Here is a 22,337-nt window from a genome sequence, read left to right as displayed (position 1 = left end):
ATATATGGCAAGAATCTCCCTGAAGCTCGACGAATTGATCGACGGCGAAGCCTTGCGCCGCGAGATGACCGCGCTGACCGCGGGCACGGCGGGCGACGGCTCAGGGCAGGCTGCGCGCAATGGTGTGCTCCAGCTGCTCAAGGGACGACTGGCGGACGGGCGCGCCATTGCCGAACGCATGCTGAGGGACGATGGCGGCGGCAGCGCCTGCGCGGCGCGGCTGTCGCATCTCATGGACGAGATCATCCGGGCGCTTTACGATTTCGCCGTCACCCATGTCTACCGGGTCAAGAACCCGTCCTCCGCGGAGCGCATGGCCGTCGTCGCTGTCGGCGGCTACGGCCGTGGAACGCTGGCGCCGGGGTCCGACATCGACCTGTTGTTCCTGCTGCCTTACAAGCAGACGCCGTGGGGCGAACAGACAGTCGAATACATGCTCTATATGCTGTGGGACCTGGGGCTGAAGGTCGGCCACGCCACACGCAATATCGACGAATGCCTGCGCCTGTCGCGCACCGACGTCACCATCCGCACCTCGATCCTCGAAGCACGTTTCCTGTGGGGCGAGGAAAAGCTCTATGATGAACTGATGCTGCGCTTCGACCATGAGGTGGTGCGCACGACCGGCCCCGAATATGTCCAGGCCAAGCTTGCCGAACGCGATGACCGCCATGCCAAGGCCGGCGAAAGCCGCTATCTGGTCGAGCCCAACGTCAAGGACGGCAAGGGTGGCCTGCGCGATCTGCAGACGCTGTTCTGGATCGGCAAATATTTCTACCGGGTGCGCACCGGCGAGGAATTGGTCGATAAAGGCGTCTTCACCGAGGGTGAGTACCGCGAGTTCCAGAAAGCCGAGGATTTCCTGTGGGCGGTACGCTGTCACATGCATTTCCTCACCGGCAAGGCCGAGGAGCGGCTGCATTTCGACATCCAGCGCGAGATCGCCGAACGGCTCGGCTACACCACGCACCCCGGCCTGTCGGCGGTCGAGCGCTTCATGAAGCACTACTTCCTCGTTGCCAAGGACGTCGGCGACCTGACCCGCATCTTCTGTGCCGCGCTCGAGGAGGAGCAGGCCAAGCACGTGCCGGGCTTCAACCGCATCTTCCTGACTTTCTCGCGGCGCAAGCGCAAGCTGGCCGGCACGTCGGACTTCATTGTCGACAACCACCGCATCAACATCGCCGACGACCAGGTGTTCGAGCGCGATCCGGTCAATCTGCTCAGGCTGTTCTGGTTCGCCGACAAGCACGGTCTGGAATTCCACCCCGATGCGCTGAAGCTGCTGACCCGTTCGCTCGGCCTGGTCAACAAGTCGCTGCGGCGCGACGAGGAGGCCAACCGGCTGTTCCTCGACATATTGACCTCGGATCGCAATGCCGAACTCAATCTGCGCCGCATGAACGAGGCCGGGCTGCTCGGCAGGCTGATCCCGGATTTCGGCAAGATCGTCGCCATGATGCAGTTCTCGATGTACCACCACTACACGGTGGACGAGCACCTCATCCGCTGCATCGGCGTGCTGGCCGAGATCGAACGCGGCGACGGCGAAAAGGTCCATCCCCTGTCGCACACGCTGATGCCGGGGCTGAAGAAGAGCCGCGAGGCGCTCTATGTCGCCGTACTGCTGCACGACATCGCCAAGGGCAGGCCGGAGGACCATTCCGAGGCGGGGGCCAGGATCGCACGCCGCATCTGTCCGCATATGGGGCTGTCGCCTGCCGATACCGAGACCGTTGCCTGGCTGGTCGAGAACCATCTCGTGATGTCGATGACAGCCCAGACCCGCGACCTCAACGACCGCAAGACCATCGAGGATTTCGCCGCGATCGTGCAGTCGGTCGAGCGGCTGAAGCTGCTTTTGATCCTCACCGTCTGCGACATCAGGGGCGTCGGACCGGGTGTCTGGAACGGCTGGAAGGGCCAGTTGCTGCGCACGCTCTACTACGAGACCGAATTGCTGTTGACCGGCGGGTTTTCGGAAGTGTCGCGCGCGCAACGCACGGCGGCGGCGCGCGAGCGTCTGGCCGAGGCGCTTGCCGACTGGCCGGACAAGGCCCGCAAGCGCTATGTCGGCCAGCACTACGAGAATTACCTTTTGACCGTCGATCTCGCAGACCAGCTGCGCCATGCCGAATTCATTCGTGAGGCTGACGCGTCAGGCAACAAGCTTGCCACCATGGTCAAGACCCACCAGTTCGAGGCGGTGACCGAAATCACCGTGCTGGCGCAGGACCACCCCCGCCTGCTCTCGGTCATCGCCGGGGCGTGCGCCGGGGCCGGCGGCAACATTGTCGACGCGCAGATCTTCACGACGTCGGACGGCCGTGCGCTCGACACGATCCTGATCAGCAGAGAATTCGACCGCGACGAGGACGAGCGCCGGCGTGCCGAGCGTGTCGGCCGGCTGATCGAGGACGTGCTGTCGGGCAAGAGCTGGCTGCCGGAAATGATCGAGAAGCGCACCAAGCCGCGGCGCGGCTCCAAGGTGTTCAAGATCCCGCCGCGTGCCGAAATCCGCAACACGCTGTCGAATCGTTTTTCGGTCATCGAGGTCGAGGGCCTCGACCGGCCTGGGCTGCTGTCGGAGATCACCGGAACGCTTTCCGACCTGTCGCTTGACATCGCATCGGCCCACATCACCACCTTCGGCGAAAAGGTCATCGACACTTTCTATGTCACCGATCTCACTGGCCAGAAGATAGATAACCCGGCCCGCATCGCCACCATCCGCAATCGGCTGATGGCAACGCTCGAAGGCATCGTGCCCGAACGCGGCGGCAAGTCCAGGGCGGCGGCCGAGTGACAACGACCATCACTTTGTCCCAATTCCGCAGGCAGTTCCCAAAAGCATGAGCCTCGTCAAGAAATTCGCAACGGTCGCTTCCGGCACGCTGATGAGCCGCGCGCTCGGTTTCGGCCGCGAGATGCTGATGGCCGCCGCACTCGGCACCGGACCGGTCGCCGATGCCTTCAACGCCGCCTTCCAGTTTCCCAACACCTTTCGCCGGCTGTTTGCCGAGGGCGCCTTCAACGCCGCCTTCGTGCCGCTGTTCGCCAAGGAGATCGAGACCCACGGCACCGAAGGCGCCAAGCGCTTTTCCGAGGAAGTGTTCGGCGTGCTGTTCACGGCGCTGCTGGCGCTGACCATCATCATGGAATTGTCGATGCCGCTGATCGTGCGCTATCTGGTGGCGCCGGGTTTTGCCGGCACGCCGGGGAAGTTCGACACCACGGTGACGCTGGCGACGATCATGTTCCCCTATCTGATCTGCATGTCGTTGGGCGCGATGATGGCGGGCATGCTGAATTCGCTGCGCCGCTATTTCGCCGCCGCCGTGGCGCCGGTGTTCCTCAACATCATCCTGATCGGCGTGCTCGCCTATGCCTGGTACAAGGGCTCGGATGCCCTCACAGTCGGCTACGGGCTGTCCTGGGGCGTGCTTGCCGCCGGACTGGTGCAGCTGGCGATCGTCTGGGTGGCAGTGCGCCATGCCGGCATCTCGATCGGCTTTCGCCGTCCCAGAATGACGCCCGCGGTCAAGCGGCTGCTGATCCTGGCGCTGCCGGCGGCCATCACCGGCGGCATCACACAGATCAACCAGCTGATCGGCACGGCGATCGCCTCGGCGCAGAACAGCGCGGTGTCCTCGCTCGCCTATGCCGACCGCATCTACCAGTTGCCGCTCGGCGTGGTCGGTGTCGCGGTCGCCATCGTGCTGTTGCCCGAACTGTCGCGCGCGCTGAAGTCGGGCAATCTGATCGAGGCGGCCAATCTGCAAAACCGCTCGGTCGAGTTCACACTGTTCCTGACGCTGCCGGCAGCCGCCGCACTCTGGGTGATGTCGGAGCCGATCGTACGGCTGGTCTATGAGCGCGGCGCGTTCGCCGCCAACGGCTCGACGCCAACGGTGGCGGCGATCCTGGCGATCTTCGGCCTCGGCCTCCCGGCCTTCGTGCTGATCAAGGCATTCACGCCGGGCTATTTCGCCCGAGAGGACACGCGTACTCCGATGATCTTTGCCGCCATCTCGGTGGCGGTGAACGTCACCACGGCGCTGACGCTGTTTCCACGGATGGGCGCGCCCGGCATCGCGGTGGCCTCGGCCGTCGCCGGCTGGGTCAACGCGGTGATGCTGCTCGGCGTCCTGATCCGGCGCGGCCACTGGGGCCGCGACGTGCCGCTGATGAAGCGCATTCCACGTCTGGTGCTGTCGGCTATCGTGATGGGGGCAGCGCTCTATTTTGCCGAGCATTGGTTCGCCGTCAGGCTCGGGCCCGGCTCGCCGCTGGTGGTCAAGGCGACGACGCTGCTGTCGCTGGTCGCGGGTGGGGCGCTGCTGTACTTCATCACGGCGTTTGCCACCGGCGGCGCCGATTTCGGCATGATCCGTCGCAACGTCAAGCGGGGATCTGGCAAGTCGGCGCCACCGATCGCAAAGACCGACCTGGACGAGTAGCGCCCGACACGCTCGCAGCGCCGTCTTGATCGCAGCGCCGTCTTCGTCCATAAGCGCGCCGTCGCAAGACTTTCGCCGCGCGCGGTTTCCAGCCGCGTGATTGGCTCCGAAAAGTCTGCAACTTTTCGGAATCACGCTTATACGGCCCTCCACAAGCCATGAGGACAATCATGACCGCCTTCAAGCCACTCGTCTTTTCCGGTGTCCAGCCGACCGGCAATCTGCATCTCGGCAATTATCTCGGCGCCATCAAGAAATTCGTTGCCCTGCAGGACACCTCCGATTGCATCTATTGCGTCGTCGACCTGCATTCGCTGACAGCCCAACTCGTTTATGAAGACCTGGCCGACCAGACGCGGTCGATCACTGCGGCGTTCCTGGCCTCCGGCATCGATCCGAAGAAGCACATCGTCTTCAACCAGTCACGGGTCATGCAGCACGCCGAGCTTGCCTGGATCTTCAATTGCGTGGCGCGCATCGGCTGGATGAACCGCATGACGCAGTTCAAGGACAAGGCCGGCAAGGACCGCGAGAATGCCTCGCTCGGCCTGCTCGCCTATCCCTCGCTGATGGCTGCCGACATCCTGCTCTACCGTGCCACCCACGTCCCTGTCGGTGAGGACCAGAAACAACATCTGGAGCTCACCCGCGACATCGCGCAGAAATTCAACAACGACTTCTCCGACCGTATCGCAGCGCTCGGCGTCGGCGTCGAGATGCAGGTCGGCGAAGAGACCGTGAACGGCTATTTCCCGCTGACCGAGCCGGTCATCGGCGGGCCGGCGGCGCGCATCATGTCGCTGCGCGACGGCTCCAAGAAGATGTCCAAATCGGACCCGTCTGATCTGTCGCGCATCAACCTGACCGACGACGCCGATGACATCTCGAAGAAGATCCGCAAGGCCAAGACCGATCCGGAAGCGTTGCCGAGCGAGCTGGATGGCCTGGCCGGCCGGCCCGAGGCAGAAAACCTGGTCGGCATCTATGCGGGTCTCGCCGAGATGTCGAAGGCGGATGTGCTCAAGCAATTCGCCGGCCAGCAGTTTTCCGTGTTCAAGCCGGCCTTGGCCGATCTTGCTGTGGAAAAACTGGCGCCGATCGCCAGCGAGATGCGCCGCATTTCGGATGACCGCGCCTATGTCGACGCGGTGCTCAAGGACGGCGGCGAGCGCGCCGGCGTGCTGGCCGAAGCGACGATGAAGACGGTGCGCGACATTATCGGCCTGCTGCAGGGCTGATCGCGACATCGGGTGCACTGGCACAAGGCCGGCGGCTTGCCGCCGGTCCGCCGCAGTGGCAGATTGCGCCGCAAGACACCGAGTAGATAGACATGGTCTCCAAACGCCTCAGCCGCGAAGCCGGCCATCGCAGGAAATTCCTGACGATCATCGACGACACGCCGGAATGCGAGCGTGCCGTCGCCTATGCCTCGAAACGGGCGCAGAGCACCAGCGGCACGCTGGTGCTGCTCTATGTCATCGTGCCGGACGATTTCCAGCATTGGCTGGGTGTCGAGAAGATCATGCGCGAGGAAGCTAACGCCACGGCGCGCGCCGCACTCGACAGCTATGCCAACAAGGTGCGCCAGAAGCTCGGCATCGAGCCCGAGATGGTGGTCCGCGAAGGCAAGCCGACGGAAGAGATTCACAAATTGATCGAGGAAGACCAGGACATCGCCATCCTGGTGCTGGCCGCCGGTGCGGGCAAGGAAGGCCCGGGACCGCTGGTCGGCGCCGTGGCCGGCAAGGGTGCCGCCTTCCCGATCCCGGTGACTGTCGTGCCGCAGAACCTTTCGGACGAGGAAATAGACAGCCTGGCCTGAGGTGTGCTGATTTTCAGGTGATGCCGGCCTGACCTGAATCTCAACACACCTTCGGGCGCGTCCCAGGGGCGCGCAAAAAACATTCCGCCAGCCAGCCATTCCGGCGATGCGTTTCGCTTGAATGTCCAGCCAATTGAGCCTATTTAGAATTGTTCCAAACTAGATGCCCAACCGGGCACGGAGACGGCCATGTTCATCCAGACCGAATCGACGCCAAACCCGGCGACGCTGAAATTCCTGCCCGGCAAGGAAGTGCTTGTGGAAGGCACCGCCGATTTCCGCGATGCCGACAGCGCCGCCGTCGCCTCGCCGCTGGCCGGCCGGCTGTTCGAAATTCCTGGCGTCACCGGCGTTTTCTTCGGCTATGACTTCATCACCGTGACCAAGGATGGCCCCGACTGGCAGCATTTGAAGCCGGCGATCCTCGGCGCCATCATGGAGCATTTCATGTCCGGCGCGCCCGTCATGGCCAGGGCCGGCCCGGCCGCCGAGACCAGCCAGACCGGTGAGTTCTACGACAAGGCCGACGAGGAGCTGGTCATCACCATCAAGGAGCTGCTCGACACGCGGGTGCGCCCGGCGGTCGCCCAGGATGGCGGCGACATCACCTTCCGCGGCTTCGAGAATGGCACGGTGTTCCTGCACATGAAGGGTGCCTGCGCCGGCTGCCCGTCATCGACGGCGACGCTGAAGCACGGCATCCAGAACCTTCTGCGCCATTTCGTGCCGGAAGTGCAGCAGGTCGAGCAGGTCTCCTGACGCCCGTTTTGACAATTCTACCCTGCTGACCGTCTGGTCCGATTTCTTCGCTTCCGGCGCATCGGTCAGAAGGAACTCCAAAATGATCTACGAACTTCGGGTTTACCGGGCTCTGCCGGGACGCTTGCCGGCGCTTCTTGATCGCTTCGACAAGATCACGCTCAAATTATGGGAAAAGCACGGTATCCGCCAAGCGGGTTTCTTTACCACGCTGATCGGAGCTTCGAACAACGAACTGACCTACATGCTGGCATGGGAATCGCTGGCCGAACGCGAAGAGCGCTGGACGGCGTTCGTGAAGGACCCTGCCTGGACGCAGGCGCGGGAAGACTCCGAGCGTGATGGCCAGATCACCGAGACAATCATCAACCAAATTTTGGTACCCACCGCGTTCTCGGCGGTGTCCTGACCGCCGAGCAGGCGTCGCATCGCGCAAACAACAAAAAACCGGGCCGAATTGCCCGGTTTTCTGCTTGGGACGTCCGTTGTTGCCTAGACGGTCCGCGTACGAAAACTGCCTCTAGAGAACGATGACCTTGGCGCCGACCGAGGCGCGGTCATAGAGGTCGATAATGTCCTGATTCATCAGCCGGATGCAGCCAGACGACATCGCCTTGCCGATCGAATTCCATTCGGGGCTGCCATGCAGGCGATAGCCTGAATCACCGCCCTTGTTGAACAGGTACATGGCGCGCGCGCCGAGCGGGTTCTTCAGGCCCGGCTCCATGCCGCCGGCAAACTTTTCCAATTCCGGCTGGCGCTGGATCATCTGCCTCGGCGGCGTCCAGGTCGGCCATTCGCGCTTGAGCGCAATGTGGGCGGTGCCATGCCACTCGAAGCCCTCGCGGCCGACGCCGATGCCGTAGCGAATGGCCCTTCCGTCGCCCTCGATGAAATAAAGGAACTTGTTCTGCGTATCGACGATGATCGTGCCCGGCTTTTCCGGGCTATCGTAGTTCACTTCCTGCCGATGGTACTTCATCGGCACTTTCTCGATCGGGATGCGCGGCAGCTGATAACCGGCGTCGGTGACCGCGCCGTAGTCGTTGGAGAAGATCTGCGAGCCGATGGTGCTGCAACCGGCGATAGCAGTGGAGAGCGCCAGTGCGGCGATGATTGCAAACGACTTCATGCGCATCAGGTGATCCGGTGCCCCGCCCAAACTCGGCGGCACGAGTCGGCCGCTCTCTCATCATCATTCATGCTGGCATTTGCTTTGCTTGCCAAGCGCGCGATGCCTATATGCCTGCCTTGACGTACCGGTAAGCGTATCACTATGGCATTTTGGCAACAGGACTCACAGGATTGTGAAGCAAATTCAAGGGGCCTGCTCCATGGCTTCCTGGAAATCGAGGAGAACCGTCATGAATGTCGGTGACGCCGCCCACCGCTCCGGCCTGCCGGCCAAGACCATCCGTTACTATGAAGAGATCGGCCTGATCGCCCCGGCACGCGCCGCCAACGGCTACCGCGATTATTCCGGAGACGACATCCATCGGCTGGCCTTCCTGCGCCGCGCGCGCAATCTCGGCTTTTCCATCGACGATTGCCGCCAGCTGATGGCGCTTTACCAGGATCGCAGCCGCGCCAGCCAAAACGTGCGCGAAATCGCCGCCGCCCATGTCACGGCGATCGAGGAGAAAGTGCGCGAGTTGCAGTCGATGCGCTCGACGCTGCAGAAACTGATTCATGCCTGTCACGGCGACGAAAGGCCGGATTGTCCGATCCTTGATGACATGGCGGGCGCGGCATTGCCTAGCGACAAGGGCGCCTCTGCGCCTGCATAATGACCGTATGTCGACGACGCCCGAAGCCTGGTCGACTCCTGCCGGGAGGACATCCGCAATGGTCTCGATGACCGTCGAACTGCGCAATGTGGAGGACACGCGAGCCGCCATGGGCTGGGCCGGCGGCCACACGATCATCGTCGACCGGCCCGAAGGCAAGGCCGGCGGCATGGGCCTGGGCTTCAATGGCGGCCAGTTGCTTGCCCTGGCGATCGGCGGCTGCTTCTGCAACGATCTTCGCTACGTCGCCGAGGAAATGGGCGTAACGCTCGACAAGATCGCCGTGACCGTGACGCTGAACCTCGAAGGCAAGCCTTTGCTCGCGACCTCGTCAACCATGGCGGTTTCATGCACGACGCTGGACGGCTCCGACCCGGCGGAGATCATCACAAGGGCCGCGGCGATTTCCACGGTCAGCAACTCCCTGCGCCAGGGCGTGCCGGTGAGCATTGAAACGGCCGCAACGGCGGCCGGCTTGTCGGAGGAATGATCCCCCGGAACAGGCGCATTGGCCGCGTGGATTGTCAGAGATCGCCCAAAAAGGCCCGCCGCCGGCACGGCGGAGCGATTGACCCAATTTTCTTCGGCATCTGGGCGCGTCAATCAGCCGCTCTATGTCTTCCTTTGTCGCAATGATCAACGATGGAGGTTGGCATGGATCGGCGATTGTTTCTGACTGGAATGCTTGGGCTGGCAGGGGCTGCGACCGTCGTCGCAATCGCGCGTCCTGCCACCGCCTTGGCCGGCATCCCGAATACGGGGCCCGGCATTCTCGACGAGCTCGACAAACCGTCCGACGATATTCTCGACCCGGATGGTCCCGGTGTCCAGGATGGCGTCGAGTTGGTGCGGCACCGCAGATGGCACCGCCGCCGTCGCCGACGCGGGTGGAGGCGGGTCTGCCGTCGCTATTGGCGCAATGGCTATTGGCGCCGCAGATGTTTCCGCAGATCCTTCTGGATCCACTTCTGACGAGACCAGCAACGCGAAGGTCCCGGCGCCCGCCGGGGCCTTCGCTATCGCTGCGGGGAATCCAATCGGCAAAAAAGGCCCGCCGCCCCTCGGCAGCGGGCAGGTCCTGGAGTGCCGGGGGATCAACCCGGCATGGGATCAACGAGCGGGTCACCGGTTGGTTGCAGGGATCGGCCCGGTAGCCTTCCTTTGGGTGGACCGCCACCGGGCCTGACCGGAGCGGGGTGTATTGGGGGAGCCCCGGCTGCTTCCAAAATATCACTTTTCTCTTATATTCGCTTTAGCTAATTTACATAAAGCCATGCATCACCCGCAGATGGGGTGCGCACTTCACGAAAGTGTCGAAGTGACGTCTCCCTGCTTATGCCATTCGGCATTCGCGGAACTAAAGCGGTTGCATCTGACTTTGGTTGGTGACGCGCAAAGACTTTTTCGCTGCTATCTTAAAGTTACCAAATGGAAATTGACCGGCGCAGCATATCAAGTCGATTTGCGCTGACGATCTCTTTGTTTTTCCAGGAACTGCTTGGCGTGCTCCGCCCAATCAGCCGTGGTGACTTTATGCTCCTGAACGGACTTTCTGAAAGCCTTGCGCAGAGCATCAAGGTCAAAGGCCCACAGTTGTTCACCATCAGTGCTGTTCAATTTTGTGCCGCCCGTCCCCATGAGAACGATGGTGTGCACCACAAGCTCAATCTTTCAAGGATCAATTGCTGACTTCTTTTGGGTATATCCGGGTATATCGAATATACAATCGCCTGCATAAAACAGGTTCAAACCGTGAACAGAATCTGGCATGGTGCCTGGCATGCCGATCATCTCGCCCATCCCAATCAACCCTCTCATCGACGGTCGCCAGTCCGAACGCGCCATGCTGGTGCGGCGCGGTGTGCAGCGGCTGCTCATGGATATGGGCGCGCATGTGTTGCCCGAACTGTCGCTGGCCACCGGCCGCCGTGCCGACCTCGTCGCGCTGACCCGGCAGGGCGATATCTGGATCATCGAGATCAAATCCTCGATCGAGGATTTCAGGGTCGACCGCAAATGGCCCGACTACCGGCTGCATTCCGACCGCTTCTTCTTCGCCACCCATCCCGGCGTACCCTCGGAGATCTTCCCGCACGAATGCGGCTTCATCCTTTCCGACGGCTATGGCGCCGAGATCCTGCGCGATGCGCCCGAGCACCGCATGGCAGCGGCAACGCGCAAGGCGCTGATGCTGCGGATCGCGCGGGCCGGCGCTTCGCGGCTGCTGGCGGCGGAGCTTGCCGGCGTGTCGGTGCCGGCGCTGGAGGGTGAGAGCGAGTAGCGGCGTCCTTCACTCTATGACCGGCTCTCCTCTTCGCCGTCCTCCACGCCACCCCTAGCGGACGCCATGAGCAGCACGGCAGCGCCCAGGATGGCGGCGATGAAGGAGCCGGCGAGGATGCCGACCTTGACCGCGTCCTGCAGCGCCACGTCGCCGGCGAAGGCGAGCAGGCCGATGAACAGGCTCATGGTGAAGCCGATGCCGCACAGCAGCGATATGCCGATCATGTGCGTCCAGCCGGCATTGGCGGGCAGGTCGGCAAGACCGAGCCTGATGGCAAGTGCCGAGGAGCCGAACACGCCGACCAGCTTGCCGACAACCAGGCCGGCGGCGACACCCAGCGTCAACGGCTCGATCAGCGCGCCAAAGCTCAGGCCGGCGAGCGAAACGCCGGCATTGGCAAAGCCGAAGATCGGGATGACGACGAAAGCCACAATCTTGTGCAGGCCGTGCTCGAGCCGGTGCAGCGGCGAACGGTCCAGATCGTGACCGATCCCGGCGGAGCGCTCAAGCGGGATGGTCAGCGCCAGCGCCACGCCGGCAAGCGTTGCATGGACGCCAGATTTCAGCACCAGAACCCACAGGACGACGCCCAGAACGAGATAGGGCACAAGCGTCATCACCCGCATGCGGTTGAGCACGACAAGCGCGGCAATGATTGCGAAGGCGGCACCCAGATAAGCCAGCGACAGGCCGCTGGTGTAGAAGATGGCGATGATGATGACGGCACCGAGGTCGTCGATGATGGCCAATGCTGTGAGGAACACCTTCAGCGAAGCCGGCACGCGGCTGCCGAGCAGCGACAGCACGCCGAGCGCAAAAGCTATGTCGGTGGCGGTCGGGATCGCCCAGCCGGACAGGGCGGCCGCATTGTTGCGGTTGACGGCGACATAGACGAGTGCCGGAACCAGCATGCCGCCGGCGGCGGCGATGCCGGGCAGCACGCGCCGAGGCCAGGTGGAGAGCTGGCCGTCCAGCATCTCGCGCTTGATCTCCAGCCCGACGAGCAGGAAGAACACCGCCATCAGCCCGTCATTGACCCAGTGCGAGACGCTGAGCGGGCCGAGATAGGCGTGGAGCACGGAGAAATAGGTTTCGGCGAGCGGCGAGTTGGCGACGATCAACGCAAGTGCCGCCGCCGCCATCAGGATGATGCCGCCGGCCGCTTCGCTATCGAGAAATTCGCGGAAGACGGAAATCGGCCGCTGCTTCAGATCCTGCATGTCGCCTCCGTCATGCCGCCTGTTTCGGCGGGTTTCAATCGGCAAGATGGCAAACGGTGGCCTTAACGCGGCGCGCGCTTTGCCAGTATGCGCTGCAAGGTGCGACGGTGCATGTTGAGCCGGCGCGCTGTCTCGGAGACGTTGCGCTCGCACATCTCATAGACGCGCTGGATATGCTCCCATCGGACGCGGTCGGCCGACATCGGGTTTTCCGGCGGCGCCGCGCGCTCGCCGGCGGTGCGGGTGAGTGCGGCGAAGATATCATCGGCGTCGGCGGGCTTGGAGAGATAATCGACCGCACCGAGCTTCACCGCGGTCACCGCGGTGGCGATGTTGCCATAGCCGGTCAGGATGATGGTGCGGGAATCCTCGCGCTTTTCGCGGATGGCCGCGACCACGTCGAGGCCGTTGCCGTCGCCGAGCCGCATGTCGACCACGGCGTAGGCGGGTGGATTGGCGCGCGCCTTGGCAACCGCCTCCTCGACGCTCTCGGCCGTCTCGACCACGAAGCCCCTGGCTTCCATGGCGCGGGCCAGACGCGTGAGGAACGGCTTGTCGTCATCGACGACAAGCAGCGAGGTGTCCTCGCCTTCAACCATTGCGCCAATATTCTCGTCGCCTGTCATAGTCTCAAAATTCCTGCTGCCTTAATTTTACGCAAATATAGTTCCTGAGCCTCCTTGTCCAATTTTTAGAGGTCCTTCAAGGCTCTCAGGCAGTGTCGAACATGCTGGCCGAAGTGATTTCCGGATTGAGGAACACACCACGCGGCCACGATATCTGGACCATGGCGCCCTCGCCCAGGCCACTCGAATTGCGGAAATCGAGCACGGCACCAGAGCGTTCGAGCAAGGTCTTGGCGATGAACAGGCCGAGGCCCAGACCACCGCCGGTTTCATTGCCCTGGCGCGTCGACATATAGGGCTCGCCGATGCGGTCGATGATCTCGGCCGGAAAACCGGGGCCGTCATCGACGATCGAGAAGGTGACGGTGGCCTCGTCCCAGCTCCAGCGCACGGTGACGCTTTTGCGAGCGAAATCGACCGCGTTCTCGACCAGGTTGCCGAGGCCGTAGATGACGCCCGGATTGCGCTGCCCGACCGGCTCGGGGCCGATGCGTTCGCCGGGCCGAAGCTTGATCGAGATGCCGAAGTCCCGGTGCGGCGCGGTGACCTCCTCGACCAGCGATGTCAATGGCAGCCGCGAAAGATGCGCCTCACCCTCCGAGGACAGGCTGGTCAGCCGCTTGAGAATCTCGCGGCAACGCTCGCTCTGCGAACGCAACAGCGTCACGTCTTCCCCGTATTTCGGATCCTTGCCGAGCGCCTTTTCCATCTCCTTGGCGACAAGCGCGATGGTGGCGAGCGGCGTGCCGAGCTCGTGCGCGGCCGCGGCGGCCAGCCCGTCGAGCGCCGAAAGGTGCTGCTCGCGCTGCAGCACCAGCTCTGTTGCGGCGAGCGCATTGGCCAGAAGCCGGGCTTCGGCGGCCACCCGGAAGGCATATATGGCGGTGAAGGCGATCGAGGACAGCACCGCCATCCACATGCCGGCGACATAGAGAAAAGGCATGGCCAGCGGCGCATCCTCATGCCAGGGCAGCGGCAGATGGACAAAGACCAGAAAGGTCGCCGCCGACATGACCAGCCCGCCGAGGATGGCAGTCAGGCGCAGGGGCAGCGATGTCGCCGAAATGACGACAGGCACGGTCATCAGCAGCGAGAACGGATTGGTGAGGCCGCCGGTCATGTAGAGCAGGCCGGCAAGCTGCAGGCTGTCGAAGATGAGGATGCCGAAGGCCGCAAGCGGCGTGAGCCGGTGCGCCGCCGGAAAGCGAAAGGCGAGAAACAGGTTCATCCAGGCCGAACAGGCGATCAGGGCAAAGCAGAGGCTGACCGGCAGCGGAAACTTCAGCCCATAGGCGACGACGAGCACCGCCAGGCTCTGACCGACAATGGCAAGCCATCGCAACCGGATTAGCGTGTTGAGGCGCAGTCTCTGGCTCTGCTGGAAATCGGGCGAACGCAAAACGTTGATCATGGCCATGAATTACAGCCGCGAAGCTCCAAAGGCTAGGTCCCGCGCGGCTTGGCCCTGGCGGTGGCGGCGGCGAGCAGCGGGTTTTCCGGCCAGACATGCTTGGGATAGCGGCCGCGCATGTCGGCGCGTACGTCGGCCCAGGAGCCGCGCCAGAAGCCGGGCAGGTCGCGCGTCGTCTGGATCGGCCGGTGCGCCGGCGACAGGAGTTCGAGCGTCAGCGGCACAGTGCCATTGGCGATGGCGGGATGCCGGTCGAGCCCGAACAGTTCCTGCACGCGAACCGCCAGCACCGGCCATTCGCTGTCATAGCGGATAGGCACATGGCTGCCGGACGGAGCGTCGAAATGGGTTGGCGCCAGCGTATCGATCCTGCGCTGCAGATCATGCGGCACGAGGCTGGCCAGTCCGGCCGAGACAACACCTGCATCGATGGCGGCAAACGATGCCGCGCCGGCGAGGTAAGGCAGCAGCCAGTCGTCGAGGCGCTCGACGAGGGCGTCATCCGCCATATCGGGCCATGGCGCGCCCAGGCCGCGATGCAGCCAGCCAAGCCGCTGGCGCAGCGTTTGCGCCTCCTTGCTCCAGGTCAGCAGCGACAGCCCGTGCTGGCGCACGGCATCGAGGACGGCGCGGTCGGCGTCGGCCCCCGTTGGCGGCGGCAGCATGCGCTCGGCGAGCGTGATGGCGCCAAGGCGCACGGTTTCACGTACACGCACGGCGCGCTTGTCCCGATCGAAGCTCGTTTCACGGCGCGCCTCGATCCTGTCCGCCAACGCGACACGGACATCGTCCTCGCCGATCGCCGCTGCCGCCGTGATGCGCGCATTCTGTGCCTTGCCCTGCAGGTCGGCGACGACCAGAAACGGCTCGCCCGCCAGCGGATCGGCGGCGTCGAGCATAGCGCCGGAGCCGTTGGCCAGCACGAAACGGCCACGCTCGCCACGCGCCTTCGCCACCCGATCCGGCCAGGCGTGGACGAGCAGGGGACCGCCCGCCGCAGCTTCGCTGCCCTTCGCCCCGCCAGCCTGCCTTGCCAGCCTTTCGGCGAGTTGCTTGGCGGCGGTAGCGCGCGGAGATCTTTCCCCGCGAAAACGCATCAGCCGCCGCTCCAGATCGGCGCCGTCGCCACCGAGGCCGCGTTCGGTGAGGAGCACGGCGAACATTGCCGCCTCGAAGGCATGGCCGCTCCGGGATGCCTCGGCAACCATATGCGCCAACCGCACCGGCAGAGCGAGCTTGCGCATCGCTGCACCCGCCTCCGTCAGGCGCCCCGTGTGGTCGATGGCATCCAGCGCGCGCAGTAGCCCCCTTGCCTCATTGAGGGCCGGAACAGGCGGCGGATCGAGAAAAGCAAGCGCTGACGGATCGGCAACGCCGAAGGCAGCACAATCGAGCAGCAGTCCGGACAGATCGGCCTCAAGGATTTCCGGCGGCGTGAAAGCGGGAAGTGCAGCCGTTTGCTCGGCCCGCCACAGCCGGATGGCGACGCCTGGCTGCGTGCGCCCGGCACGGCCGGCGCGCTGGTCGGCGGAAGCCTTGCTGACACGCACGGTCTCCAGTCGGGTCAAGCCACTGGCCGGCTCATAGCGCGGCAGCCGCGACAGGCCGGAATCGATGACGACGCGCACGCCGTCGATGGTGATCGAGGTTTCGGCTATCGAGGTGGCCAGCACCACCTTGCGGCGGCCCGATGTTGCCGGCTTGATCGCCGCGTCCTGCGCCTTGCCGTCCAGCATGCCGTAGAGCGGGACGATGTCGGTATCGGTGCCGACCTTGCCGGCCAGCCGTTCGGCGGTGCGCTCGATCTCGCGCTGGCCGGGCAGGAAGGCAAGGACGCTGCCGCTCTCGTCGGCAAGGGCGGCGCGGATTGCCTTGGCCATCGCGTCCTCGATGGCGATGCCGGCCGGCCGTTCGTCATAACGGATATCGACGGGAAAGGCGCGACCCTCGCTTTCGACGACCGGCGCGCCCGACATGAGTTTGGCGACGCGCGCGCCGTCGAGCGTCGCCGACATCACAGCCAAGCGCAGATCCGGCCTGAGCGCCCCCTGCACGTCGAGCGCCAGAGCGAGACCGAAATCGCCGTCGAGCGAACGCTCGTGGAATTCGTCGAAAATGACAGCCGAAACACCGGGCAGTTCGGGATCGTCGAGGATCATGCGCGCCAGCACGCCTTCGGTGACGACCACGATCCTGGTCTTTGCCGAAATGCGGTTTTCCATGCGCATGGCGTAGCCGACGGTGGCGCCGGGTTCCTCACCAAGCAACTCAGCCATCCGGCGAGCGGCGGCGCGAGCGGCGAGGCGGCGCGGTTCAAGCAGGATGATCTTGCCGGCGCCGAGCCAAGGCGCGTCAAGCAGCGCCAGCGGCACCAGCGTGGTCTTGCCAGCGCCGGGCGGCGCCACCAGCACGGCGCTATTGCCATCGCCAAGCGCTTCCCTCAGCGCCGGCAGCACGACGGACACAGGAAGCTCCGGCAGGGGTTTTGTGGTCATGGCGCCCGCATATCAGCGGTTACGGCCACGGCGCAACCAGAGTCGGTTCAAAGCCGGGTACGCGAAAACGGGTTCCAGCGCACGGTCCCCAGCCGCGCTTCCTCACGCACCATGGTCAACAGGCCGGCGCCGCCAACGACCGCCAGGCCAACCAGCGACAGCCCGTCCGGATATTCCTGGAAAAACAACGCGCCGAGGATCACCGCCCAGGCGATCTGCGAATAATGCGTCGGCGCGACCCGGTTGGCAGGCGCGTATTTCATGGCCAGCAGTTGAAGGAATTGTCCACCTGCTGTGAAGGCACCGGCCGCCACCAACCACAGCAACTGCTTGCCGTCGGGAACGGTGAACGAGGTGGCGGCGGCACCGATGCCGTTGAACAGCAGGCCGTAGCCGACCAGCACGCCGAGCATGGTGGTGCGCTTTTCCTGCTGCGCCAGCGAGCGCATCAGGATCACGCTGGTGGCGGCGAGGAAGGCAACACCGAAGGCGGCAAGGTGGCCGAGATTGAGCTCGCGAAAGCCCGGCCGCACCACCAGCATGACACCGGCGAAACCGGCGACCACCGCCAGCCAGCGCCAGGGGCCGACCTTCTCCTTGAGGATCACCGTGGAGAGGATGGTGACGCAGAGCGGCGCCAGGAAGATCAGCGCATAGGACTCGGCCAGCGGAATGGTGGTGAAGGCGTAGACGCTGAGCACGCCGGAAGCGATGCCCGCCCAGGCACGCGCCTGCACCGCCCATGGCCTTCTGGTGCGCCAGAAATCGCGCCAGCGTTCGCCCGCGGGCCGCGTGAAGAACAGGAAGAAGCCCGCGAACAAGGTTATGAAAAAGCCGATCTCGAAGATCGTGAGCTGACCGCCCAGGCTTTTGACAACGGCATCGCTACCCGAATAGCTTGCGTAGGCGATCAGGGCGAGCAGGATTCCGTTCGTCACGTTGTTCCAATTCCGGGGAGAGAGTGGTTTGAAAATCCTGGCGCTCGGTGCGCATCCGGACGACATCGAGATCTTCATGTTCGGTACGATGGCCGCCTATGCCGCGCAAGGCGCAGAACTCACTTTTGCCATGGCCACGGATGGTGCCAGGGGCGGCACAAGTGATCCCGCTGTTCTCGCTCGTGTCCGTCGCGACGAAGCAACGGCCGCGGCCGCGCTGGTAGGCGCAGTGCCACGCTTCCTCGACTTCCCGGACGGCGAGCTGGTGGCCGATGCAGCGCTGATTGGAGCTCTGAAAGCACTGATCGGTCAAATCGGCCCGGATCTGGTGATCACGCATGCGCCCAACGATTATCATGCAGACCATCGCGCGCTGTCGGACGGCGTTCGTATCGCGGCGTCTTTCGCCGTCCCAGTGCTGCATGCCGACACGATGGGCGGCACCGGTTTTTCGCCGACGCACTATGTCGACATTTCCGCCCATGCCGACGTCAAGGCCGAGGCGATCCGCATGCATCAATCGCAGGATCCCGACCGCTTCGTCGACATTGCGCGGACACAGAACGCCTTTCGCGCCGGCCAGTGCAACGGCGCGCAAGGCTCATCGGCCGAAGCCTTCCGTTTCGAACCGTCGTTCCCGTTCGCCGATATCCGCGCGCTGCTGCCGCCGGCGCCGGCGATCCGCAAGGTGATGGTGAGCACCAGAAGGGTAGATTGAAGGCCGAGGCTGCCCCACGTCCCGGTCAGAATCGGCCTGAACAGCTTCGGTAAACCAGCCAGCGACCCGCGCTTTTCCCAACGTTTTCAGACATCGCCATAAGCATGCTGCGGCGCAGCAACGAATTCGCTTGCCTTGTTTAGTAAAAATTGCATCACTAAACAAATTACTAAACATCTGCAGTGTAACCGCGCAGCCATGTTTGGGCCCCTGAGGAGAGGGGTTGAGGGCTTTTTGAAACCGTCATCTGGGCGCGTTTCGCAAATGGGAGGAAGTCATGAAATCGAGCTTGAAACTGGCGTTGGGACTGACCTCGGCAATCACAGCGTCGACAGCCGTCGCGAACGTCGCGCACGCTGAAGACCTGACCCTGTGCTGGGCCGCCTGGGACCCGGCCAACGCGCTTGTCGAACTGTCCAAGGATTTTACCAAGGAAACCGGTATCGGCATGAAATTCGAGTTCGTGCCGTGGACCAACTATGCCGATCGTTTTCTCAACGAACTGAACTCGCACGGCAAATTGTGCGACCTGATCATCGGCGACAGCCAGTGGATCGGCGGCGCTGCCGAGAACGGCCATTACGTCAAGCTGAACGACTTCTTCGACAAGGAGAAGATCAGCATGGACGATTTCGTGCCGGCAACCGTCGTCGGCTATTCGGAATGGCCGAAGAACACGCCGAACTACTGGGCGCTGCCGGCCATGGGCGACGTCGTCGGCTGGACCTACCGCAAGGACTGGTTCTCCAAGCCGGAGCTGCAGAAGGAATTCAAGGAAAAGTACGGTTGGGACCTCGGCCCGCCAACCACTTTCGACCAGCTGAAGCAGGTCGCCGAGTTCTTCCAGAAGCGCGAGATCGACGGCAAGACCGTCTATGGCGCCTCGATCTACACCGAGCGCGGCTCCGAAGGCATTACCATGGGCGCCATGGACGTGCTCTACAGCTATGGCTTCCAATACGAAAACCCCAAGAAGCCCTACGAGATGGAAGGCTTCGTCAACTCCGACAAGTCGGTGAAGGGGCTGGAATTCTACAAGGCGCTCTATGATTGCTGCACGCCGCCCGGTGCCTCGAACAGCTACATGGGCGAAGGCGTCGATGCCTTCAAATCCGGCCAGGTGGCGATGCACATGAACTTCGCCTTCACATGGCCGGGCCTGCAGAAGGACGAGAATGTAGGCGGCGACAAGATCGGTTACTTCGTCAACCCGAAGGGTCCCGACGGCGAGCAGTTCGCCCAGCTCGGCGGCCAGGGTATCTCCGTGGTGTCCTATTCCGACAAGCAGGAGGCGGCGCTGAAATACATCAAGTGGTTCGCCAACAAGGACGTGCAGGCCAAATGGTGGTCGCTCGGTGGCTATTCGTGCCTCAACGCGGTGGTCAAGGATCCGAAGTTCCCGGCCAGCCAGCCCTATGCGCAGACCTTCCTCGACTCGATGGCAATCGTGAAGGACTTCTGGGCCGAGCCGAGCTACGCCCCGCTGCTGCAGGCCTCGCAGAAGCGCTTCCACGACTATGTCGTCGCCGGCCAGGGTTCGGCCAAGGATGCGCTCGACGGCCTGGTCAAGGACTGGACCCAGGTCTTCCAGGACGATGGCAAGATGTAACCAGCTCCTCCCGAGCTAAGCCAAGCATCCCGTGCCGCCCCTTGGCACGGGATGCAGTTCAGATAAATTCCATGACAGAGACGACCAAGTGACCGAAGCAGGACTCACCATGCTCAATCGGACCGCGGAGAACGTTGCCCGGGCGACCCCGGAACCGTTGGCCCGCAAGGTCCGGGGCATCAGCGACAAGGGCCTCGCCTGGCTGTTCATCTCGCCGACGATCCTGTTGCTGCTGGCCATCAACATCTTCCCGCTGTTCTGGGCGATCTATCTGTCGTTCACCAACTACCGGGCCAACCGCCCGAACGAGGTGGTGAAAAATCTCGGCCTTGCCAACTACCAGCGCATCCTCGGCGACAAGGACATCTGGATCGCCATGCAGACGACCGCGCATTTCGTGTTCTGGACGATCCTTTTGCAGACGCTGATCGGCTTCACGCTGGCCTGGCTGATCGACAGGAAGTTCCGCGGCCACGCTTTCTGGACGACGCTGATCCTGGTGCCGATGATGCTGTCGCCGGCGGTGGTCGGCAATTTCTGGCGCTTCCTCTACGAGCCGCAGATCGGCCTGTTCGCCTATGCGATCTCCTTTGTCACGAGGATCCCGCCGACCGATATCCAGATGCTCTCCAACGTGTCGCTGGCGCCCTGGTCGATCATCATCGTCGATACCTGGATGTGGACGCCCTACGTGATGCTGATCTGCCTCGCGGGCCTCCGCTCCATCCCCGAATACATCTACGAGGCGGCCGAGGTCGACCGCGCCTCCAACTGGCGGCAGTTCTGGTCGATCACGCTGCCGATGGCGCTGCCCTTCATCATGCTGGCTGTGCTGTTTCGCGGCATCGAGAACTTCAAGATGTTCGACATGGTCAATCTGTTGACCGGCGGCGGGCCGGGCTCGACGACCGAGGTCGCCTCGATAACGCTGAAGCGGCAGGCTTTCGAAAGCTGGCGCACCGGTTATTCCTCGGCCTTCGCCATCATCCTTTTCGTGGCGGTGTTCGGCCTGGCCAACATCTACGTCAAGGCGCTCAACAAGGTGAAGCAGAGATGAGCCTGACCACAGCCCATTCGGTCGTCGCACCGAGCAGCAACTCGAAACGGATCGCCGGCACGATCATCGTGCTTTACGCACTGATCTCGATCGTGCCGCTGCTGTGGATCTTCGCCACCAGCTTCAAGACGCCGCCGGATTCAATCGCGTATCCGCCCAAGATCCTGTTCCAGCCCAGCCTCGAGGGCTACTGCAATTTGTTCACGACGCGGACCCGGCAGACGCCGGAATACATCAACTCGCTGGGCCCGGCAACAGGCTTCTGCGACGAGACCACGCGCAAGCGCAACATGGTGATCGCCGGTCCGTCCAATTTCCTGCCGCGCTTCGTCAATTCGCTGATCATCGCCTTCGGTTCGACCTTCTGCGCCGTGTTCTTAGGCACACTGTCGGCCTACGGCTTCTCGCGCTTCAAGGTGCCGCTCGCCGACGACCTCCTGTTCTTCATCCTGTCGACCCGCTTCATGCCGCCGATCGCCGTCGCCATTCCGATCTACCTGATGTACCGCGAGCTTGGCCTGTCGGACACCGCGCTCGGCATGATCCTGCTCTATACGGCGGTCAATGTGTCGCTGGCTGTCTGGCTGCTGAAGGGCTTCATCGACGAGATCCCGCGCGAATATGAAGAAGCGGCGATGATCGACGGCTATACGCGGCTGCAAGCCTTCTGGCGCACTGTTTTACCACAAGCCACCACCGGCATTGCCGCGACCGCGATCTTCTGCCTGATCTTCGCCTGGAACGAGTATGCGTTCGCAGCGCTCCTGACCTCCGGCACGGCGCAGACCGCGCCGCCCTTCATCCCGACCATCATCGGCGAAGGCGGCCAGGACTGGCCGGCGGTCGCGGCCGGCACGACGATCTTCCTGGTGCCGATCCTGGTTTTCACCATCCTGCTTCGCAAGCAATTGCTGCGCGGCATCACCTTCGGCGCGGTGCGCAAATGAGCTTGACCAAGCCTGGGAACCGCAAATCGCGCTGGCCGGCCTGGGCACGGCGCGGGCTGATGGAAAACATCGCGACAGCGCTGATCGCCATCGGCTTCCTGATGCTGTTCCAGCCCTTCGCGCTGTCGCTCTACACCTACTCCTTCATCACCATGCTCGCCGGCACCGTGATGTTCATCATCGTCTCCAAGTTCCCGGAATAAT

21 protein-coding genes are annotated in these 22,337 nt (G+C 63.4%); 15 read left to right on the top strand and 6 right to left on the bottom strand.

The genetic code is table 11. The features are described 5' to 3' along the window. Positions 1 to 4 precede the first annotated feature (4 nt). The 6 genes from LB519_RS01715 to LB519_RS01690 all read left to right on the top strand — a co-directional run bounded on the left by LB519_RS01715 (position 5) and on the right by LB519_RS01690 (position 7,450). Positions 5 to 2,806, top strand: a complete 2,802-nt coding sequence (locus LB519_RS01715) for a [protein-PII] uridylyltransferase (RefSeq protein WP_224618446.1) — start codon at positions 5 to 7, stop codon at positions 2,804 to 2,806. Between the two features lie 46 nt (positions 2,807 to 2,852). Continuing rightward, the gene (murJ, locus tag LB519_RS01710) at positions 2,853 to 4,460 is read left to right on the top strand and encodes a murein biosynthesis integral membrane protein MurJ (RefSeq protein WP_013528061.1); all 1,608 of its coding nucleotides are present in this window, start codon (positions 2,853 to 2,855) and stop codon (positions 4,458 to 4,460) included. A gap of 170 nt (positions 4,461 to 4,630) precedes the next feature. Continuing rightward, complete coding sequence (gene trpS / locus LB519_RS01705) at positions 4,631 to 5,698, top strand: tryptophan--tRNA ligase (RefSeq protein ID WP_013528062.1); 1,068 nt, start codon at positions 4,631 to 4,633, stop codon at positions 5,696 to 5,698. A 92-nt stretch (positions 5,699 to 5,790) separates the two neighbouring features. Beyond that, positions 5,791 to 6,282, top strand: a complete 492-nt coding sequence (locus tag LB519_RS01700; RefSeq protein WP_013528063.1) for a universal stress protein — start codon at positions 5,791 to 5,793, stop codon at positions 6,280 to 6,282. Positions 6,283 to 6,471: 189 nt separating this feature from the next. Further along, entirely contained in the window at positions 6,472 to 7,041 is a 570-nt protein-coding gene (locus LB519_RS01695; protein ID WP_224618443.1) for a NifU family protein, read from the top strand. 82 nt (positions 7,042 to 7,123) lie between these two features. After that, entirely contained in the window at positions 7,124 to 7,450 is a 327-nt protein-coding gene (locus LB519_RS01690) for an NIPSNAP family protein (protein WP_013528065.1), read from the top strand. A 111-nt stretch (positions 7,451 to 7,561) separates the two neighbouring features. On the opposite strand, the gene LB519_RS01685 is transcribed toward LB519_RS01690, so the two are convergent. Then, positions 7,562 to 8,179: a L,D-transpeptidase gene (locus LB519_RS01685; RefSeq protein ID WP_013528066.1), complete on the bottom strand. Its 618-nt coding sequence runs from the start codon at positions 8,177 to 8,179 to the stop codon at positions 7,562 to 7,564. Between the two features lie 226 nt (positions 8,180 to 8,405). Here LB519_RS01685 and cueR point away from each other — a divergent pair, with 226 nt between their 5' ends. The 4 genes from cueR (at position 8,406) to LB519_RS01665 (ending at position 11,109) form a co-directional block, all read left to right on the top strand. After that, a complete protein-coding gene (gene cueR / locus LB519_RS01680; RefSeq protein ID WP_024501803.1) occupies positions 8,406 to 8,828 on the top strand; it encodes a Cu(I)-responsive transcriptional regulator in 423 nt (140 codons plus the stop codon). Positions 8,829 to 8,886: 58 nt separating this feature from the next. After that, positions 8,887 to 9,318, top strand: a complete 432-nt coding sequence (locus LB519_RS01675) for an OsmC family protein (protein ID WP_063171104.1) — start codon at positions 8,887 to 8,889, stop codon at positions 9,316 to 9,318. 938 nt (positions 9,319 to 10,256) lie between these two features. Next, positions 10,257 to 10,517, top strand: a complete 261-nt coding sequence (locus LB519_RS01670; RefSeq protein WP_224618442.1) for a hypothetical protein — start codon at positions 10,257 to 10,259, stop codon at positions 10,515 to 10,517. A gap of 91 nt (positions 10,518 to 10,608) precedes the next feature. Beyond that, positions 10,609 to 11,109 (top strand): MmcB family DNA repair protein, encoded by a 501-nt coding sequence (locus LB519_RS01665; RefSeq protein WP_050596417.1) that lies wholly within the window; start codon positions 10,609 to 10,611, stop codon positions 11,107 to 11,109. A 14-nt stretch (positions 11,110 to 11,123) separates the two neighbouring features. On the opposite strand, the gene nhaA is transcribed toward LB519_RS01665, so the two are convergent. The 5 genes from nhaA to LB519_RS01640 form a co-directional block, all read right to left on the bottom strand. Beyond that, on the bottom strand, positions 11,124 to 12,332 hold the full coding sequence (gene nhaA / locus LB519_RS01660) for a Na+/H+ antiporter NhaA (RefSeq protein WP_063171102.1): 1,209 nt from the start codon (positions 12,330 to 12,332) through the stop codon (positions 11,124 to 11,126). 62 nt (positions 12,333 to 12,394) lie between these two features. After that, the gene (locus LB519_RS01655; protein WP_013528072.1) at positions 12,395 to 12,958 is read right to left on the bottom strand and encodes an ActR/PrrA/RegA family redox response regulator transcription factor; all 564 of its coding nucleotides are present in this window, start codon (positions 12,956 to 12,958) and stop codon (positions 12,395 to 12,397) included. Between the two features lie 85 nt (positions 12,959 to 13,043). Then, positions 13,044 to 14,375 carry an ActS/PrrB/RegB family redox-sensitive histidine kinase gene (locus LB519_RS01650; RefSeq protein ID WP_013528073.1) on the bottom strand — a complete coding sequence of 444 codons (1,332 nt, stop codon included), beginning with the start codon at positions 14,373 to 14,375 and terminating at the stop codon, positions 13,044 to 13,046. 26 nt (positions 14,376 to 14,401) lie between these two features. Next, a complete protein-coding gene (gene hrpB, locus LB519_RS01645) occupies positions 14,402 to 16,864 on the bottom strand; it encodes an ATP-dependent helicase HrpB (RefSeq protein ID WP_127388288.1) in 2,463 nt (820 codons plus the stop codon). A gap of 47 nt (positions 16,865 to 16,911) precedes the next feature. Next, positions 16,912 to 17,802, bottom strand: coding sequence for a DMT family transporter (locus tag LB519_RS01640; RefSeq protein ID WP_013528075.1), 891 nt, complete (start codon positions 17,800 to 17,802; stop codon positions 16,912 to 16,914). A gap of 28 nt (positions 17,803 to 17,830) precedes the next feature. Between LB519_RS01640 and LB519_RS01635 the strand changes: the two genes are divergently transcribed. The 5 genes from LB519_RS01635 to LB519_RS01615 all read left to right on the top strand — a co-directional run bounded on the left by LB519_RS01635 (position 17,831) and on the right by LB519_RS01615 (position 22,336). Continuing rightward, positions 17,831 to 18,520 carry a PIG-L deacetylase family protein gene (locus tag LB519_RS01635; RefSeq protein WP_063169898.1) on the top strand — a complete coding sequence of 230 codons (690 nt, stop codon included), beginning with the start codon at positions 17,831 to 17,833 and terminating at the stop codon, positions 18,518 to 18,520. A 277-nt stretch (positions 18,521 to 18,797) separates the two neighbouring features. Continuing rightward, a complete protein-coding gene (locus tag LB519_RS01630) occupies positions 18,798 to 20,129 on the top strand; it encodes an ABC transporter substrate-binding protein (RefSeq protein WP_027164284.1) in 1,332 nt (443 codons plus the stop codon). Positions 20,130 to 20,238: 109 nt separating this feature from the next. Then, positions 20,239 to 21,186 (top strand): carbohydrate ABC transporter permease, encoded by a 948-nt coding sequence (locus LB519_RS01625; RefSeq protein WP_013528078.1) that lies wholly within the window; start codon positions 20,239 to 20,241, stop codon positions 21,184 to 21,186. Beyond that, positions 21,183 to 22,133 (top strand): carbohydrate ABC transporter permease, encoded by a 951-nt coding sequence (locus tag LB519_RS01620; RefSeq protein ID WP_013528079.1) that lies wholly within the window; start codon positions 21,183 to 21,185, stop codon positions 22,131 to 22,133. Before LB519_RS01625 ends, LB519_RS01620 begins: the two co-directional genes overlap by 4 nt. Further along, positions 22,130 to 22,336: a hypothetical protein gene (locus LB519_RS01615; RefSeq protein WP_013528080.1), complete on the top strand. Its 207-nt coding sequence runs from the start codon at positions 22,130 to 22,132 to the stop codon at positions 22,334 to 22,336. Before LB519_RS01620 ends, LB519_RS01615 begins: the two co-directional genes overlap by 4 nt. The last annotated feature ends 1 nt before the right edge of the window (position 22,337 follow it).

This window comes from Mesorhizobium sp. AD1-1 (genome assembly GCF_020164655.1).
Taxonomy (GTDB): domain Bacteria; phylum Pseudomonadota; class Alphaproteobacteria; order Rhizobiales; family Rhizobiaceae; genus Mesorhizobium; species Mesorhizobium ciceri.
The sequence above is the reverse complement of the archived record's forward strand: the minus strand, read 5'-3'. Positions and strand labels throughout refer to the sequence as shown.

Bases quoted from the DNA above. Each gene is read 5' to 3' on its own strand.
- LB519_RS01715 (WP_224618446.1), top strand. From the start codon at position 5: ATGGCAAGAATCTCCCTGAAGCTCGACGAATTGATCGACGGCGAAGCC.
- murJ (WP_013528061.1), top strand. From the start codon at position 2,853: ATGAGCCTCGTCAAGAAATTCGCAACGGTCGCTTCCGGCACGCTGATG.
- trpS (WP_013528062.1), top strand. From the start codon at position 4,631: ATGACCGCCTTCAAGCCACTCGTCTTTTCCGGTGTCCAGCCGACCGGC.
- LB519_RS01700 (WP_013528063.1), top strand. From the start codon at position 5,791: ATGGTCTCCAAACGCCTCAGCCGCGAAGCCGGCCATCGCAGGAAATTC.
- LB519_RS01695 (WP_224618443.1), top strand. From the start codon at position 6,472: ATGTTCATCCAGACCGAATCGACGCCAAACCCGGCGACGCTGAAATTC.
- LB519_RS01690 (WP_013528065.1), top strand. From the start codon at position 7,124: ATGATCTACGAACTTCGGGTTTACCGGGCTCTGCCGGGACGCTTGCCG.
- LB519_RS01685 (WP_013528066.1), bottom strand. From the start codon at position 8,179: ATGCGCATGAAGTCGTTTGCAATCATCGCCGCACTGGCGCTCTCCACT.
- cueR (WP_024501803.1), top strand. From the start codon at position 8,406: ATGAATGTCGGTGACGCCGCCCACCGCTCCGGCCTGCCGGCCAAGACC.
- LB519_RS01675 (WP_063171104.1), top strand. From the start codon at position 8,887: ATGGTCTCGATGACCGTCGAACTGCGCAATGTGGAGGACACGCGAGCC.
- LB519_RS01670 (WP_224618442.1), top strand. From the start codon at position 10,257: ATGGAAATTGACCGGCGCAGCATATCAAGTCGATTTGCGCTGACGATC.
- LB519_RS01665 (WP_050596417.1), top strand. From the start codon at position 10,609: ATGCCGATCATCTCGCCCATCCCAATCAACCCTCTCATCGACGGTCGC.
- nhaA (WP_063171102.1), bottom strand. From the start codon at position 12,332: ATGCAGGATCTGAAGCAGCGGCCGATTTCCGTCTTCCGCGAATTTCTC.
- LB519_RS01655 (WP_013528072.1), bottom strand. From the start codon at position 12,958: ATGACAGGCGACGAGAATATTGGCGCAATGGTTGAAGGCGAGGACACC.
- LB519_RS01650 (WP_013528073.1), bottom strand. From the start codon at position 14,375: ATGGCCATGATCAACGTTTTGCGTTCGCCCGATTTCCAGCAGAGCCAG.
- hrpB (WP_127388288.1), bottom strand. From the start codon at position 16,864: ATGACCACAAAACCCCTGCCGGAGCTTCCTGTGTCCGTCGTGCTGCCG.
- LB519_RS01630 (WP_027164284.1), top strand. From the start codon at position 18,798: ATGAAATCGAGCTTGAAACTGGCGTTGGGACTGACCTCGGCAATCACA.
- LB519_RS01625 (WP_013528078.1), top strand. From the start codon at position 20,239: ATGCTCAATCGGACCGCGGAGAACGTTGCCCGGGCGACCCCGGAACCG.
- LB519_RS01620 (WP_013528079.1), top strand. From the start codon at position 21,183: ATGAGCCTGACCACAGCCCATTCGGTCGTCGCACCGAGCAGCAACTCG.
- LB519_RS01615 (WP_013528080.1), top strand. From the start codon at position 22,130: ATGAGCTTGACCAAGCCTGGGAACCGCAAATCGCGCTGGCCGGCCTGG.